The organism is Burkholderia sp. Bp9099 (assembly GCF_003857805.1).
Taxonomy (GTDB): Bacteria; Pseudomonadota; Gammaproteobacteria; order Burkholderiales; family Burkholderiaceae; genus Burkholderia.
Map to the genome: position 1 here is coordinate 62,266 of NZ_QTPU01000009.1, position 15,876 is coordinate 78,141.

General features: G+C 68.3%; 18 protein-coding genes. 8 read left to right on the plus strand and 10 right to left on the minus strand.

What is annotated here, in order from left to right:
- Window positions 1-55: 55 nt before the first annotated feature.
- The 5 genes from DIE17_RS12000 (at window position 56) to DIE17_RS12020 (ending at window position 3,830) form a co-directional block, all read left to right on the plus strand.
- Entirely contained in the window at window positions 56-1,198 is a 1,143-nt protein-coding gene (locus DIE17_RS12000) for a poly(3-hydroxybutyrate) depolymerase (protein WP_124920866.1), read from the plus strand.
- Window positions 1,199-1,253: 55 nt separating this feature from the next.
- Window positions 1,254-1,796 carry a hypothetical protein gene (locus DIE17_RS12005; RefSeq protein WP_044848968.1) on the plus strand — a complete coding sequence of 181 codons (543 nt, stop codon included), beginning with the start codon at window positions 1,254-1,256 and terminating at the stop codon, window positions 1,794-1,796.
- Window positions 1,793-2,413: a hypothetical protein gene (locus DIE17_RS12010; protein WP_124522395.1), complete on the plus strand. Its 621-nt coding sequence runs from the start codon at window positions 1,793-1,795 to the stop codon at window positions 2,411-2,413. The genes DIE17_RS12005 and DIE17_RS12010 overlap by 4 nt, the downstream gene beginning before the upstream one ends.
- 111 nt (window positions 2,414-2,524) lie before the next feature.
- The gene (locus DIE17_RS12015) at window positions 2,525-3,142 is read left to right on the plus strand and encodes a hypothetical protein (protein WP_044848966.1); all 618 of its coding nucleotides are present in this window, start codon (window positions 2,525-2,527) and stop codon (window positions 3,140-3,142) included.
- A 70-nt stretch (window positions 3,143-3,212) separates the two neighbouring features.
- Window positions 3,213-3,830 carry a hypothetical protein gene (locus DIE17_RS12020; RefSeq protein WP_044848965.1) on the plus strand — a complete coding sequence of 206 codons (618 nt, stop codon included), beginning with the start codon at window positions 3,213-3,215 and terminating at the stop codon, window positions 3,828-3,830.
- Window positions 3,831-3,897: 67 nt separating this feature from the next.
- Here DIE17_RS12020 and DIE17_RS12025 read toward each other — a convergent pair whose 3' ends face one another.
- Entirely contained in the window at window positions 3,898-4,785 is an 888-nt protein-coding gene (locus DIE17_RS12025; RefSeq protein WP_124920867.1) for a DMT family transporter, read from the minus strand.
- A gap of 126 nt (window positions 4,786-4,911) precedes the next feature.
- Here DIE17_RS12025 and DIE17_RS12030 point away from each other — a divergent pair, with 126 nt between their 5' ends.
- A complete protein-coding gene (locus DIE17_RS12030; protein WP_124920868.1) occupies window positions 4,912-6,390 on the plus strand; it encodes a PLP-dependent aminotransferase family protein in 1,479 nt (492 codons plus the stop codon).
- Window positions 6,391-6,405: 15 nt separating this feature from the next.
- Here DIE17_RS12030 and DIE17_RS12035 read toward each other — a convergent pair whose 3' ends face one another.
- On the minus strand, window positions 6,406-7,314 hold the full coding sequence (locus DIE17_RS12035; protein ID WP_124920944.1) for a LysR family transcriptional regulator: 909 nt from the start codon (window positions 7,312-7,314) through the stop codon (window positions 6,406-6,408).
- A gap of 177 nt (window positions 7,315-7,491) precedes the next feature.
- Between DIE17_RS12035 and DIE17_RS12040 the strand changes: the two genes are divergently transcribed.
- Entirely contained in the window at window positions 7,492-8,358 is an 867-nt protein-coding gene (locus DIE17_RS12040; protein WP_124522399.1) for an NmrA family NAD(P)-binding protein, read from the plus strand.
- Between the two features lie 52 nt (window positions 8,359-8,410).
- Here DIE17_RS12040 and DIE17_RS12045 read toward each other — a convergent pair whose 3' ends face one another.
- Together DIE17_RS12045 and DIE17_RS12050 are read right to left on the minus strand one after the other, a co-directional pair.
- Entirely contained in the window at window positions 8,411-9,844 is a 1,434-nt protein-coding gene (locus tag DIE17_RS12045; protein ID WP_124920869.1) for a nicotinate phosphoribosyltransferase, read from the minus strand.
- Window positions 9,845-9,918: 74 nt separating this feature from the next.
- On the minus strand, window positions 9,919-10,959 hold the full coding sequence (locus DIE17_RS12050) for a bifunctional nicotinamide-nucleotide adenylyltransferase/Nudix hydroxylase (RefSeq protein ID WP_124522403.1): 1,041 nt from the start codon (window positions 10,957-10,959) through the stop codon (window positions 9,919-9,921).
- A gap of 184 nt (window positions 10,960-11,143) precedes the next feature.
- Here DIE17_RS12050 and DIE17_RS12055 point away from each other — a divergent pair, with 184 nt between their 5' ends.
- The gene (locus DIE17_RS12055) at window positions 11,144-11,596 is read left to right on the plus strand and encodes a type II toxin-antitoxin system RatA family toxin (protein ID WP_124485333.1); all 453 of its coding nucleotides are present in this window, start codon (window positions 11,144-11,146) and stop codon (window positions 11,594-11,596) included.
- An 18-nt stretch (window positions 11,597-11,614) separates the two neighbouring features.
- Here DIE17_RS12055 and DIE17_RS12060 read toward each other — a convergent pair whose 3' ends face one another.
- The 6 genes from DIE17_RS12060 to DIE17_RS12080 form a co-directional block, all read right to left on the minus strand.
- Entirely contained in the window at window positions 11,615-12,211 is a 597-nt protein-coding gene (locus tag DIE17_RS12060; protein WP_124920870.1) for a DJ-1/PfpI family protein, read from the minus strand.
- A gap of 103 nt (window positions 12,212-12,314) precedes the next feature.
- Window positions 12,315-12,692 carry an adenosylmethionine decarboxylase gene (speD, locus tag DIE17_RS12065; RefSeq protein WP_124920871.1) on the minus strand — a complete coding sequence of 126 codons (378 nt, stop codon included), beginning with the start codon at window positions 12,690-12,692 and terminating at the stop codon, window positions 12,315-12,317.
- Window positions 12,689-12,835 carry a hypothetical protein gene (locus DIE17_RS37385; protein ID WP_170296473.1) on the minus strand — a complete coding sequence of 49 codons (147 nt, stop codon included), beginning with the start codon at window positions 12,833-12,835 and terminating at the stop codon, window positions 12,689-12,691. The genes speD and DIE17_RS37385 overlap by 4 nt, the downstream gene beginning before the upstream one ends.
- The gene (locus tag DIE17_RS12070) at window positions 12,835-14,355 is read right to left on the minus strand and encodes a DUF4178 domain-containing protein (RefSeq protein ID WP_124522409.1); all 1,521 of its coding nucleotides are present in this window, start codon (window positions 14,353-14,355) and stop codon (window positions 12,835-12,837) included. Before DIE17_RS12070 ends, DIE17_RS37385 begins: the two co-directional genes overlap by 1 nt.
- A 9-nt stretch (window positions 14,356-14,364) precedes the next feature.
- Window positions 14,365-15,417, minus strand: a complete 1,053-nt coding sequence (locus DIE17_RS12075; RefSeq protein WP_124920872.1) for an SPFH domain-containing protein — start codon at window positions 15,415-15,417, stop codon at window positions 14,365-14,367.
- 26 nt (window positions 15,418-15,443) lie between these two features.
- Window positions 15,444-15,830, minus strand: coding sequence for a DUF350 domain-containing protein (locus DIE17_RS12080; protein WP_014898735.1), 387 nt, complete (start codon window positions 15,828-15,830; stop codon window positions 15,444-15,446).
- Window positions 15,831-15,876 lie beyond the last annotated feature (46 nt).

Here is a 15,876-nt window from a genome sequence, read left to right on the forward strand (position 1 = left end):
CATCCGTACCGTTACAACCCTTGTCATTCACCACTCGTCACGACAGGAGCCCCGCATGAACGTCACCCGCTCGCCCGGCCGCACGACGCTGCCCCGCACCACCCGCTCGCACGTAGTGCGCCGCGCGCTGCGCGCCGCTTGCGCCGCCGTCACCGCCACCGTTACCGTTGCCGTCGTCGCCCTGGCTGCGCTCGCGCCGCACGCCGCGCTCGCCGCCCCCGCCGATCCGTTGCCCGCATACGGCGCCGACCTGCAGCGCACGTCGGTGTCGGGGCTGTCGTCCGGCGGCTTCATGGCCGCGCAGTTCGACGTCGCGTTCTCGAGCCGGCTGATCGGCGCGGGCATCGTCGCGGGCGGGCCGTTCTATTGCGCGGGCGCGAACGCGCTGATCCCGCCGGCGGTGGCCGCGACCACGCTGTGCATGCAGCCGATCGGCCCCGCGCCCTCCGCGGCCGACGCATGGCGCGCCGCGCGCACGTTCGCGCAGCGCGACGAGATCGACGATCCGGCCAACCTGCGCGGCCAACGCATCTACGTGTTCAGCGGGGCGAAGGATACGGTGGTGTTCACGCGCGTCGTCGACCAGACCGCGCGCTTCTACACGCTCGCGCAGGTTCCGGCCGCGAACCTTCAGTATCGCCAATCGCCGGACGCCGGGCATGCGTTCATCACGAACCGCCCCGAGGACAACGCGTGCAGTGCGAACGCGAGCCCGTATATCGACAACTGCGGCTTTCAACAGGCGCACGACATCGTGCGCTGGATCTACGGCACGCCCGACAAGCCGCTCAACGCGCCCGCCGCGCAGGCTGGCGGCAAGCTGCTGGCGTTCGACCAGCGCGCGTTCGATCCGCAGCGCCGCGCGTCGCTCGGCGATACGGGCTACGCGTACGTGCCGGCCGATTGCGAACGCGCGACCTGCGCGGTGCACGTGGTGTTCCACGGCTGCGTGCAGAACGTCGCGACCGTCGGCGAGCGGATGATTCGCGGCGTCGGCTACAACGAGATCGCCGACACGAACCGGCTGATCGTGCTGTATCCGCAGGTCGAGAAATCGGCCGTCAATCCGCTCGGCTGCTGGGATTTCTGGGGCTATACGAGCACCGATCCGCTCCAACCCGGCTTCTACCGCCGCGACGCGCCGCAGATGGCCGCCGTGATGCAAATGGTGCAGCGCCTCGGCGCCGCGCGTCGGTAATCCGCGTAGCGGCTGCCGTCGCGCCGTCATCGCTCCTTCTTCACGAGGAATCGCCATGTTCTCCACGTTCATCGCCCAATGGGAACGCGCGCACGCCGACGCGCTCCAGCTGTTCGGCAAGCTCGCCGCGCAGACGACCGGCACCGGCGGCACGTCCGCCAGCCCCGCGTGGCGCGCGTTCGCGCACACCGCGCTGCTCGCCGGCCATCGCTACACGGATGCATGCCAGGCCGCGACCGACGCATTGTGGCGCGGCCAGCTCGAACGGTTCGGGCTCGGCAGTTCGGCCGCCGCGGTCAAGGAGCTGGCGGCCCTGAACGCGGATCTCGCGACGCGCTTCACGCAGAGCCACCTCCAGCACGCGGGCGCGATGGCCGACGCGGCCGCGCAATACCTCGACGATCTCGGCCGCACGCGCGGCCCGGCCGATGCCGCGATGGCGCTCGGGCGCTTCGCCGGCGACCTGCAGGCGCAGGCGCGTGCGCATGCGCTGCACGTCGCGTCGCTCGCGAACGGCGTCGCGCCCGCGCTCGCGCAGTGGGCCGACCGCACGCTGCGCGACGAACGCGGCACGCCGGATGAGGAGCAAGCATCATGAACATCAAGCTCCGCTTCGTGAACCGCTCGAACGACTGCGGCAACAGCGAGGTCGTGCTGTTCCAGCGCGACGTGATCCCCGATCTGGATACGTTCGCGATCGCGTGGAAGGTGATCCGTTATTGCGGACACGACTGCTTCCATCCGTTCGACTACTCGACCGACATCGACGTCGCGCTCGGCGACGAGCACGGCAACTTCTCGCCGCGCGTCACGGCGCCCGCCGGCGTGCGCTTCGTGATCGACGCGCAGCCGACCGGACGCGGCCGGCTCGTGCCCGACCCGGCCGACGCGCCGGGCGGCGACATCGAAGTCGTCAATCGGCTGCGGCGCGGCGCCGTGAACGTCAACGCGTTCAGCGCGGGCCGGCTGATCGCGGTGAAGGAAGCGGTCGCGCCCGGGCAGAAGGCGGTGTTCCGCTTCACGCCGACGCTGTGGATCGGCGTGGCGTCGCAGATACAGGAAAGCCGCGCACTGCACGCGGCGGTGATGTCGAGCGCGAACACGATGCTGCCGCTGGCGGGCGTAGCCGCGGCCGACATCGTGATGACGGGCGGCGGCACCGGCACCGACGCGCAGCCGTTCGCGTTCGCGCTCGAACACATCGTGCGCGCGTAGTGCCGCCCGACACGGCTTGAACCGGCTTGACGGCACGGCTTCGCGGCCGGGCCGGCGGGAAAGGTGTGCGGCAGACCGACTGCCGTTTTTTCAAACTCAAGGAGCAACGACGTGGATATCCAACTGAACCTGATCAACCGCTCGAACGACGCCAACAACTCGAGCGTCGTGATCTTCCAGAAGAACGTGGCGACCGACTTCGACGAACTCGCGATCGCGTGGAAGGTGATCCGCAATTGCGGCCAGGGCGACAACCATCCGTTCAAGTTCCCGATGACGATGAGCGTGAGCGCGAGCGACAGCTGGGGCAACTACATGCCGCAGCAGGTCGCGGCGAACGGCCAGGTGTTCCAGGTCGTGCGCTCCAGCTCGGGCGACGTGCTGCAGCTCGGCGGCGACCCGGGCGCGAGCTCCGAGGTGCAGGTGCGCAACGACCTGCCGGCCGGTGCGATCAACGCGACGATCTACAAGGACGGCAACGCGCTCGCGCGCAAGACCTCCGTCGCGCCGGGCCAGAAGGCGGTGTTCCAGTTCAAGCCGACGATCTGGATCGGTGTCGCGTCGCAGATCGAACAGGGCGCGCTGATGAATTCCGCGGTGATCTCCGACATCAACACGGAACTGTCGCTGCTCGGCATCGCGAGCGCCGACATCGTGATGACCGGCGGCGGCCCCGGCCCGCGCTCGACGCCGTTCACGTTCCGGCTGGAAAACGTGGTGATGGCGTAACGGTCCGTGCGCCGGCGATGCACGGCCGGCGCCCGTTCAATCAGTTATCCGAATCGAATCAAGGTGACTCATGGACATCAATCTCAACTTCGTCAACCTGTCGAACGACGTCAACAACAGCCAGATCGTGATCTTCCAGAAGAACGTGTCGACGGACTTCGACGAGCTCGCGATCGCGTGGAAGGTCATCACCAACTGCGGGCGCGGCGACAACCATCCGTTCGTGTTCCCGTTGTTGACGACCGTCTCCGCGAGCGATGCCGACGGCAACTACATGCCGCAAAAGCGCGCGGACAATGGACAGGTCTTCAACGTGTCGCGCTCGACGTCGGGCAACGTGCTCGCGCTCGCCGGCCCCGCCCCGACGTCGCGCGAGATCCAGCTGCGCAACGACCTGAGCCAGGGAGCGATCACCGCGTCGGTCTTCAAGGACAACCGGTTGCTCGCGCACAAGACGGGGATCGTGCCGGGCCAGAAGGCCGTGTTCGAGTTCAAGCCGACGCTGTGGATCGGCACCGCGTCGCAGATCGAACAGGGCGCGGTGATGAATTCGGCCGTGCTGTCCGACATCAACACCGAACTGTCGCTGCTCGGCATCAAGAGCGCCGACATCGTGATGACGGGCGGCGGTGGCGGCACGACCGCGACCGCGTACCAGTTCCGGCTCGCGAACGTGGTGATGGGGTAAACGGCGCACGCGCGACGGCGCACGGGCGGCCCCCGTCACGCCGTCGCGCGAGCGCTCCTTGCGTGAATCAGCCCGCGCGCCGCACCGGCGCCATCTTCGAGAAATACTTCGCACCGGCCACGCAGCCGACGACCACGATCGTCACGACGAGCATCGACGGCGGCACCGTCTCGTGCAGCAGCCCGGCCGCGAGCAGGAAACCGAAGAACGGCTGCAGCAGCTGCAACTGGCCGACGCCCGCGATCCCGCCGAGCGCGAGGCCGCGATACCAGAACACGAAGCCGATCAGCATGCTGAACAGCGACACGTATGCGAGCCCCCACAGCGCGGCGGCGTCGACGCCGTCGAACGTCGCGGGCCACGTGAACCACGTGAGCGGCAGCATCACCGGCAGCGACAGCACGAGCGCCCACGAGATCACCTGCCAGCCACCGAGCTGGCGCGACAGCCGCGCGCCCTCCGCATAGCCGAGCCCGCACGCGACGATCGCGGCCAGCATCAACGCATCGCCCGCCACCGACGCACGACCGCCGTTGCGCAGCGCGAACGCGGCCACCGCGCCGCTGCCGACCAGCGAGAAGACCCAGAACGGCAGCCGCGGCCGTTCGCCGCCGCGCCAGACGCCGAACAGCGCGGTCGCGAGCGGCAGCAGCCCGACGAACACGATCGCATGCGCGGACGTCACGTGCTTGAGCGCGAGCGCGGTCAGCAGCGGAAAACCGACCACGACCCCGAGCGCGACGACGATGAGCGACGCGGTCTCGACACGCGTCGGCCGCTTCTGCTTCAGCGCGACGAGCAGGATCAGGCCGAGCACGCCGGCGATCGTCGCGCGCGCGAACGTGAGGAACAGCGGGTCGAGCCCCTGCACCGCGATGCGCGTCGCGGGCAGCGAGCCACTGAAGATGATCACGCCCAGCAGGCCGCTGAGCCATCCGTCGGTCGTCTTTTGCACGGGAAATCCTGGTCGGAACAAGGTGGATGACCGATGATCCGCCGCCCGCGAAAAGCGCGTAAGCTACAGCCCAATACAATTCGGACAAACTGTACTGGACAACCGGCCGTACAGTTCCCTCCCGCCATGAGCCTTTCCGTGCAAGCCCCTGCTCCGCCCGCGCCGTCGCGCACGCGCGTGGAAACCGTGATGGACACGCTGCGCGCGCGGATCGCGAGCCGCGCGCTGATGCCCGGCGCGCGCGTGCCGTCGATCCGGATGATGGCCGACGCGCTGCACGTGTCGAAATCGACCGTCGTCGATGCTTACGAGCGGCTCGCGAGCGAAGGCGTGCTCGTCGCACGGCGCGGCTCCGGCTTCTACGTGTCGGGCCATGCGCCGCCGCTTGCGCTCGCCGAACTCGGCCCGCGCCTCGATCGCGAACTCGATCCGCTGTGGCTGTCGCGCCAGTCGCTCGAGGCGGCGCCCGGCTCGGTGAAGCCCGGTTGCGGCTGGCTGCCGTCGTCGTGGCTGCCGGACGAGAGCCTGCGGCGTGCGCTGCGTGCGGTGTCGCGCGACGAACCCGACGCACTGACCGACTACGCGACACCGCTCGGGCTGCCCGCGTTGCGCCAGCAGCTCGCATGGCGGCTCGCGCAGCACGGCGTTCATGCGGAGCCCGCGCAGATCATGCTGACCGACGGCGGCACGCACGCGCTCGATCTCGTGTGCCGGCTGCTGCTGGAGCCGGGCGACACCGTCGTGCTCGACGATCCTTGCTACTTCAACTTCCAGGCGCTGCTGCGCGCGCATCGCGCACGGATCGTCAGCGTGCCGTACACGCCGAACGGCCCCGATCTCGCGCGCTTCGAGCAGGTGCTCGCCGAACACCGGCCGCGCCTGTACATCACGAACGCGGCGCTGCACAACCCGACCGGCGCGACGCTCGCGCCGCCGATCGCGCACCGGTTGCTCACGCTCGCGGCCGAGCACGGCCTGCTGATCGTCGAGGACGACATCTTCGCGGATTTCGAAAGCACGCCCGCGCCGCGCCTCGCGGCATTCGACGGGCTCTCGCGCGTCGTGTCGATCGGCAGCTTCTCGAAGACGCTGTCGGCCGCGATCCGCTGCGGCTACATCGCCGCGCGCCCCGAATGGATCGACGCGCTCGTCGACCTGAAGCTCGCGACGTCGTTCGGCAATGCGCAGATCGGCGCGAACGTCGTGCACCGGCTGCTGGTCGACGGCACCTACCGGCGCCATCTCGACGGCCTGCGTATGCAGTTGGCCGATGCGATGGGCGAAACGATCCGGCGGCTCGCGCGCGCCGGGCTCGGGATCTGGACGGAACCGCGCGGCGGGTTGTTCGTGTGGGCCGAGCTGCCCGACGGGCTCGATGCCGCGCGCGTCGCGCGCCATGCGCTCGACCACGATGTGGTGCTCGCGCCGGGCAACGTGTTCAGTGCGTCGCACGGCGCGACGTCGTTCATGCGCTTCAACGTGTCGCGCTGCAAGGGGCCGGCGGTGTTCGATGCGCTCGGGCGGGCGATGGAGGCGGCGCGGATGTCGGAGCACGCGATCGCGCAGCCGGACACGAACGGGCGCGCGCTCGCCGGCGAACGTTGACGGCGGGCGATCGCGCTATTTGCCGGTCGCCACGATTTCCGCGACGAAATCGACGAATGCCCGCACCTTCGCGGGCGGCAGGTGACGCGACGGATAGTAGGCAAACAGCGGAAATGCCTCGCCGCGCCAATCCGCGAGCAGCTCGACGAGCCGCCCCTGCTCGATCAAGCCCGCTACCCCGCTCGCCTTGAAGCGTGCGATGCCCACACCGGCCAGACATGCACCGAGCATCGTGCCGGCGTCGTTGACGAGCAGCCTGCCCGTCGTCCTGACCGGCACGCGCTTGCGGCCGAGCTGATAGGTCCATTCGAGCGGCTGGCCGGTCAGCGTGTTGCGCATCTGGATGCACGCATGGCCCGCGAGATCGGCCGGCGCCGCAGGACGCCCGTGCCGTTTCACGTAGGCGGGCGCGGCGACCGTCACCGCGCGCGTCTCCAGCAATTTGCGCGCCACCAGCGACGACGACGGCGGCTCGCCAAACCGCACCGCAACGTCGAATCCGTCGGCTACCAGATCGCCGAGCTGCTCGCGCGCGGCCAGTTCCAGCGACAGATCGGGATGGCGTGCAAGCAACGCCGGAAGGTGCGGCGCCAACACCCGCCGCGAGAAATACGCGTCGACGTTCACGCGCAATCTGCCGCGCACGGCGGCGGCCGAGCCGGCGGCCAGCGTCACCGCATCGCCGATGCCGGCGAGCAGCGGACCGATCTCTTCGTACAGGCGGCGCCCTTCGTCCGTCAGCGTAACCGAGCGCGTCGTGCGATCGAGCAGCCGCACGCCGACGCGCGCCTCGAGCCGGCCCACGGCCCGGCTGACGCCGGACGGCGACAAGCCGAGTGCGTCGGCCGCGCGCGCGAAGCTGCCGCTTTCGACGATCGCGGCCAGCACGCCCACGTTCGCCAGAATCCGCCCGTCGATCCCCAGGATTTCATTCATGACAAACAATCACCAATCAAATGACATGGATTCGATTCCATCAGGAATCGTCGCCTCCTATCATGCAACCCGATGCATCGCGACGGCAAGCCCGAACGCGGCATGCAGTTCCGGCGCCCGCATCTTTCGGCGCGCCCGCTCCCTTCTCGATGAGGATTTCAAACCATGTATGCCATTACCGGTATCACCGGACAGGTCGGCGGCGCGCTCGCCCGAACGCTGCTCGCGGCCGGCCGGCCCGTGCGCGCCGTCGCGCGCACCGCGGATCGCGCCGCGCCGTGGGTCGCGCGCGGCTGCGATGTTGCACTTGCCGAGATGACCGACACCGCCGCGCTGACGACGGCCTTCTCGAACACGGATGGCGTCTTCGTCCTGCTGCCGCCATGCTTCGATCCGGCGCCGGGATTCCCCGAAACGCGCGCCGTCATCGATGCCGTCGGTGCGGCATTGCGCACCGCTCGGCCACGCAAGGTCGTCTGTCTGTCGACGATCGGCGCGCAGGCGACGCAGGTGAATCTGCTGACGCAACTGACGATGATCGAACAGGCGTTCGACGACTTGCCGATACCCGTCACGTTCCTGCGCCCCGCGTGGTTCCTCGAAAATGCCGCGTGGGACGTAGCAACCGCACGCGACGCCGGCGTCATCTACAGCTTTCTCCAGCCGCTCGACAAGCCGGTGCCGATGGTCGCAACCGAAGATGTCGGCCGGACGGCGGCCGCGCTGCTACAGGACGAATGGACCGGCGCACGCATCGTCGAACTCGAAGGGCCCCGGCGGGTCAGCCCGAACGACCTCGCGAACGCGTTCACCCGCGTGTTCGGGCGCCCGGTGCGCGCCGAAGCCGTGCCGCGCAGCACGTGGGCGGCGCTGTTCGATGCGCAGCGGATGTGCCACCCCGAGCCGCGCATGCGCATGCTCGACGGCTTCAACGAGGGCTGGATCGACTTCGAGTCGGCGCGCGCGGATGTCGTTCGAGGAGAAATCGACGCGGACGCCGTGCTGCACGCCCTCGTCGCCCGCGTCGCCTGAGCGCGACCGGGGTGGCGGCTGACGTTGCCACGCCGCCGCCCCGGTCGCCCGATCACGCCTCCCCTGCGTGCGCCCTCGCCCGCACCTCGGCGAACGTCGTATCGACCAGCATTTTCCCGGTATCGAACACCGTTTCGAGCGCGTCATCCCACTCGCCTTCCAGCGCGCGATCGTCCCATGCGACCGGCAGCGTCACCGTCCGGTATTCTCCCGTGCGCCGATTGCGCAGCAACGTGAGCCGGCCCTGCTTCGAGCGCTTGCCCGGATCGGTAACCGGATCCTTGCTCACGCCGTGCCACACGTCGCCGCGCCGGATCGCCGAGCACTTCATCGCGAAGCGCTGCGTGTCGCGATTCACCTGCTGCAGCAGCGCGCCGCCCATCCCGAACACGACGTTGCCGGCCGCATAACCCGCGTCGTCGAGTGCGGACAGGATCGCGTCGATCGACAACTCGTCGACACCGTCGCCCTGAATCACGCGCACGCGATTCAGCACGCGCCGTCCCTTGCCGTTCACGGACGAGCCGAACGAAGCGTCGAGCGCGCGCACGGTCTGCAGCACGATCTTCACCGGGTCGCCCGAATCGGGACGCACGACGACCGTCGCGCCCGAATCGATCACCGCCTGGCGCAGCGGGCCGCCCCACAGTTCAAGCGCGGCGAACAGATCATAGGAGTCCGACACGACCGACACGATCGCGCCGGGCAAACCGAAGCGAGCGATCATGTTCCGGTACGCATCGGCTTCGTGCTCACGCCCCCACGACGTGATCGTGCTGTGCTCGGCCGCGGGCACCGAGTACGCGGCCATCGGCTCGCGATAGAAGCGGTTCGCGGCCAGCACGCCGAGCACCGTGTCCGAACCCATGAAGCTCACGAGGTGTGCCGCGCCGCCGATCGCGGCCGACTCCGCGCTCGATACGCCGCGCGCGCCGAAGTCGTGCAGCTTGAACGGCAGCTGCGCGAGATCGTCGTCGGTCTTCTCGAGAAAGCGGCGGATCGTCTGGCGCAGGTGCCAGCTGCGCGTCGCGACCGTCACCGGGTACCACACGCGCAGCAGCATCGTCTCCAGATACGACGCGAGCCAGAACACCTTCGGGTCGTCGCATTCGACGGTCATCAGCACGTTGTGCACGGGCACGATCGAACCTTCGGGCACCGCGCGGATCCTCACGGGCAGGTAGCCGTCGTAGTGCTCGACGACATGGCGCCAGCCGTCCTCGTTGAACGGCTCGCCGTGCACCGCGAAGAAATCGCGCGCGTCGTCGATCATCGCGTGCGTGACCGGCCGGCACAGATAGTCCTTCAGCAGCATCTGCAGGCCGAAGAACAGCGTGCGGTCATAGCGGCCGCCGCGCGACTCGACGTACGAGAACATCGCCTGCGCGTCGGGCGGATATTGCAGGAAGTGGGAAGCCTTGTACGAATCCGTGTTGAGGATCGGATTGGCGAGAACCGCGGCAAAGCCGCCGGGATCGTTTTGCATGGCTAGAGCTCCTCTAGGCCGTTGAAGTGCCGCCGCGTCTGTCGCGGCGGACCGGAATCCGGGGAATCAGCGTGTCACAGCTTCCCCAGGAAGTGATACGCGATCTCGAAGTGATCCTCGAACATCACGTTGCGCATCTGCGCGAATTCGTTGAGCGGCACCCAGCGCGCCTTGTCGGCGTCGTCGCTGCCCTTCACGCGCGGCAACTCGCCGGTCGGGAAGTTGAACAGGCATGCGTGCGTGATCGTGCGGCCGCGCAGCGAGCGGGTCGGATGATCGAATACCTGGCGATCCTTGATCGAGCCGCGCAGCACGGGCTCCGGCAGCTTCAGGCCGGTCTCCTCGCGCAGTTCGCGGATGCAGGCCGCGTCGAGCCGTTCGTCCTGGTTCACGAACCCGCCCGGCAGCGCCCACAGGCCGCGGCCCGGTTCGCTGCGCCGGCGCACGAGCAGGAGATGGCCCGAGTGCACGACCACCGCGTCGACCGTCACGAACGTGACCGGATACGGTGCGGCCGACCACGCCTTGCGATAGCCGGCGATGAATTCGGCCTCGGCTTTCAGCTGCGCGAATGCCGGCTGCGTGCGAAAGCGTTCGAGCCAGCCGAACACAGGTTCCGGCACCGCCCATTGCACGAAGCTGTTGGTGCGTTCGGCGAAATACTGATCGCGGATTTCGGTGGCGGAGATGTCTTCGGTCGCATCGACGTCGACGAGCTCCCATTGCGGGAACATCCGCAGGTAATACGACGTGGCGTCCTTCTCGTGGCCGATCAGCCCGACCCTGCGCTGCGCGACGTCGCCGAGCGAGGCGGCCACGGCATCCTGCACCCAGCGCACCCAGTCGCCGTCGTTGTACGTCGAATCCTGCACGGGCGCGACCGTCACGCGCTCGCGCTCGGACGGCTCGAGCAGCGAAGCCAGCATCTGGCGGCGCTCGTCGAACGAGAACGGATCCTTGATGGTGCGGGGCTTGTCGGTCGATCCGATCAGCACGCATACGCGCTCGGCCCGGCTCAGTGCGGACTTCAGCACGTTCAGGTGACCACGATGCGGAGGCTGGAAACGACCAATGAAAACGAGCGCGTCGAAGCGCCGGTTCTGTTGCGTACTCATGAGGCTCCCTCAAGAGATTGAAACGCTTCGGGTCTTTCCCGAAGGCATGGAATCGATCGTAGGGGAATTCCCGGAGAAGGTCAATCGAGCGCGCGCTCGACTTGACGAAGTCTGAAGAATTGCGCGGCTTTGGCGGGTTACACTCGATTTCATCCCGATTACAGCGTTGCGCTTGCTACCCATCATGAGGATCTCAGTCAGCCGGATCGTCGGCGTCGATCGCAGACGCCTCTTCACGTGGTCGCAGGACTACGCGCGGCGGCTCGTGTGGGACAGCTTCCTTGCCGACGCGTATCTGCCCGACGGGATGACGGCCGACGTCGGCGTCGATGCGTTCTGCCGCAGCCAGTCGGGCGCGACGATGGTGTCGCGCTACATCTCGTACCGTCCGCCGCAGGTCGCGGCCGTCGAAATGGTCGACGGGCCGAAGGTGCTCGAACGCTTCAGCGGCAGCTGGAATTTCACCGAGCACACACCGGGCACGACCGAAGTGAAGTTCACGTATCACTTCCGTGCGCAGCCGTCCTGGCTGCGCTGGCTGCTCGAACCGCTGATCGGCGCGTTCTATCTCGTGCACACGCGCCGGCGTCTCGACTCGTTCAAGCGTTGGGCCGAAGCCGAAGCGCTGCCGCGCTGACGCGCGACGCCGCACGCATCAGAGGAACGGCGAAATGTTCGCGATCGCGCGCGAGACGTAATCGTCCTTCTCGCCCACCGGCGCGACATAGTGAATCGCACTGCGCGCGGCCTCGATGCCGGCCAGACGCGCGATGAACCACGCGGCCAGATACTGCGACGACAGGCACCCGCCGGCGGTCGCGACGTTCCCGCTGGCCACGAACGGCTGGTCGAGCACGGCCACGCCGGCTTCCTGCACCCACGGCTTCGTGGTCAGGTCGGTACACGCGGGGACATCGCCGAGCCAGCCCAGCTTCGCCAGCACGAGCGTGCCCGAGCACTGCGCGCCGAGCAACTGCCGCGCGGGGTCGAACTGCAATTGCGCCATCAACGCGGCATCGGCGACGACGTCGCGGGTCCGCACGCCGCTGCCCACCAGCACGGCGTCCGCGTCGCGGGCGTCCTGCAGCGACGCTTGCGCGTCGATCGTCACGCCGTTCATCGAGCGCACGCGGCCGGTCGGGCTCGCGATCGACACCCGCCAACCCGGCTGCCTGACCCGGTTGAGAATCCCGAGCGCGATCAGCGAATCGAGTTCGTTGAAACCGTCGAAGGTCAGGACGGCGATGTGCATGGGGACCTCTGCGTGGGGACGTCGTACCGCACGATCATAAGCGGTTCGCGAAATCGGTGCAGCGCGTCGTCGCATGCGCGACCACCGCTGTCGCCCCGGTCGCTCATGTGACGCCGCGCGCCACCTGCTGCCGGACCTGCGCGTGCGTGCCGAGCGCGGCGGCGATCGCATCGACCGCCTCGGCGGCGCGCGCGGCGCCGCACATGAACGCATCGACGGCTGCGAAGCCGTGCTCCGGCCACGTATGAATCGTGATGTGCGACTCCGCGAGCAGCACGACACCCGTCACCCCATGCTCACCGCCGAAATGATGGAAATGCGCGCCGATCACGCGTGCGCCGGCCTGCTGCGCGGCGTCGGTGAGTATCGTCTCGAGCCGCGCGGCGTCGCGCAGCAGTGCCGCGTCGATGCCGGCGAGATCGGCCAGCACGTGCGAGCCGAGCGTCGCTCGCGGTGCGGCGATACCGTCTCGCGCCGTCATTTGTGCGACCCGTACGACGAATAGCCGCTGCGCGCCGACGAACTACCCCACCCGCTGCCGCCCGAACCGCTGCCGCCGAGCGACGCGCAGCTGAACAGCGTGACGACGATCAGCCCGTAAAGTCCGTAGAGGATGTAACGCATTACGAGTTGCCCCCGTCGGACGCGAAGCCCTTCCACAGCCATTCCGGCAGCCACAGCACGAGCAGGCCGATCAGCACGTAGACGGAGCGGCCGCTGAACGAGAACAGCGACCCCAGGTTGAAGATCACGAGCATCGCGCTGAACACGATCGGCAGCGGTGCGAAGCTATGCGGCTGCTTCGCGCCGAACAGGCCCGTCGACGTCCCGGCGGAACCCGTTGCGGACGCAACCGCTGCCGTCGCGAGCGCCGGCGTCGCGAAGCGTTCGGCCAGTGCGCCGGCCGACAACGGCCGCGCACGCGACCAGACGATTTCCGCGGCGCTGCGCTCACGCGTGAGCTTGTCCTTCTGCCAGCCGTAGTCGGCGATCGACGTGCGGTCGCCGACCTGCACGCGCCAGTTGAACGCGCCGACCACGTACACGACTTCCGAGTCGTACGTCTCGCGCAGTCGATAGGTCTTGCCTTCGTCGGTGACGTCGGACTCGCCGCCGATCGTCGGCCAGTGATCGAGCACCTGCACGCGTTCCCAGCGCCCTTCGCTCTGCACGAGCCACAGGAAGCCGCGCTTCGGGTTCAGCAGCAGGTATTCGTCCCACGTCTCGTCGTCGCCCGGCACGCGGCAACGCATCATGCCGATCACCGTGTACTTCACGCCGTCGAACGTGCCGGTCGCACCGAGCTCAAGCGCGCCCTTCACCGCATCGAGCTTGCGCTGCGCGGCGAACACGGTCTGCTGCTCGGCCGTGCACTGCACGCCCGCGTGGCAGCTGCCGCACACGACGTAGTCGGCGAGGTTCGGTGCATACGACAGCGGCGCGCCGCAGCTCGGGCACGCGAACGGCACCATCTGCGCGCCCCGTTTCTCCCGCGTGTCGTTGTCGGTATCGCGCAGCCCCGTGAATGCGAGCGCGTCGAATTCCATCGCTTCGCCGCTGTAGACGGCCGGGCTCCCGCCGTTCGCGTCGGCGTCGGAATAGTCGTAAGTCGCGAATGCATTGCCGGTGCGCAGGTCGACGACGCGCGCTTCCCAGCCCGCATCGATGCGGAACGGCAACTCGCCGTCGCCGCCCGTGCAGCGCGCGGTACGCACGTCGGACACGAGATACGCGCGGCCGCCGTGGTCGATCCGCATGCCCGGTTCGAGCGTGCCGAACGCGGGCCACGCGCCGCCCGACGCATCGTCGGGCTCGCGCACCGTGACCGCATACTGGCCCGACGCATCCGACAGCCAGCCGAACGCGCCGTCGTCGAACACGACGTACCACTCGCTCCACATGCCGGCGTCGTAGGTCATCTGGATGCGACCGAGCACCGTGAACGTGCGCTTGCCGTAGCGCCCGGCCGTGCCGATCTGGATCGGCGACGCGTCGTCGAGCACCGTGGCCAGCTCGCCGATGCGCTCGACGTCGGCGCCGCGCTTGAGCAGCGTGCTGCGACAGAACGCGCAGACGGCCATCACCGCCGCCGCCGAGCGAAACTCGACCGGCGCGCCGCACTGGGGGCACGAAGTACTGAACATGCGCGACGCTTACCGGGTGAGCTTCGCGAGGATGTCCGCCTTCGCGCGCGCATAGTCCTCTTCGGTGACGAGGCCCTTGTCGAGCAGCGCCTTCAGCTGTTCGAGGCGTTGCACGTAATCGGTCCCTTCGGCCGGTGCGGCCGGCTGCGCGGCGGCAACCGGTGCCGCGACGGGCGCGGGCGGTGCGGCCGGCGCCGGTTGCGCGGCGCCCGCGATCTGGCCGGCCATCGCCTGCCCGATCGCCGCGCCGGCCGCGAGCCCCGCGCCGACACTCGCGATGCCGCCCGGGTTCTGCGCGGCCAGCGGAATCGCCTGCGCCGTCTGGTATTGCGTCGCGCGGGCGAGATCGCCGGCCATCCCCGCGCCGATCCGCAGGTCGAGCGCCTTCTGCAGCTCGGCCGGCAGCGACACGCTTTCGACCGCGAATGCATCGAGCGCGAGGCCGTAGCGCGTGAACACCGGCACCAGCGCCTCGGCGACGCGTTGCGACAGCAGCGTCTGGTTCGCGGCCATATCGACGAACGGCACGTCGGCGGAACCGAACGTCGTGCTCATCGCGGTGACGACCAGGTTGCGCAGCTGCTGCTCGAGATCGTCGACCGTGTACTGCGCGCGCGTGCCGCTCACCTCGCGGTGGAACGCGGCCGCATCGACGATCCGGTACGAGTAGATGCCGAACGCGCGCAGCTGCACGAAGCCGAATTCGCGATCGCGGATCGTCACCGGCTGCGCGGTGCCCCAGCGCCGGCCGAGCTGCAGCCGCGTGCTGAAGAAGTAGACATCCGACTTGAAAGGCGACTGAAAGAACTTGTCCCAGTTCTTCAGGTACGTGAGCACCGGCAGCGTGCGCGTTTCCAGCTTGTACAGCCCGGGCTGGAACACGTCGGCGACCTTGCCTTCGTTGACGAAGATCGCGACCTGCGTTTCGCGCACGGTCAGCTGGCCGCCGTACTGGATCTCCTGGTCTTCCATCGGATAGCGCCAGGCCAGCACGCCGTCGGTGTCTTCCGTCCATTGCAGGACGTCGATGAACTGCTTGCGGATAAACGAACCCAGACTCATGTCGGTCTCCCAGGACGCGTGGCGTGTCAGGTCAGGCAGGCGGCATTGATGATGCCGACGACGAGCGACGCGGTGCCCATCAGGCCACCCATCGCGACGTTGCGATCCTCGATCGCATGGTTCATGCCGGGAATCAGGCGGGTCAGCACCGCGTAGGTGACGAGCTGCACGGCCATCGCGCCGACGGCCCACAGCACGACTTCGCCGAGCGTCGAGTTGTGCGCGATGCTGGACGCGAGCGTCAGGCAGAAGCCGACCAGCGCGCCGCCGAACGACAGCGTCGCGGCCGCGTTGCCGTCACGGATCAAGGCCAGTTCGTCGAACGGGGTGACCTTCAGGTACACTGCCGCGAACACGAAAAGCAGCACGAACGCCGACAGCAAATGAACCGCATAAAGATAGGCACTATTCATTCTTTTCCTCGGATTTTGTGCTCGGTTCGCCGCCCCGTCTCAGGCC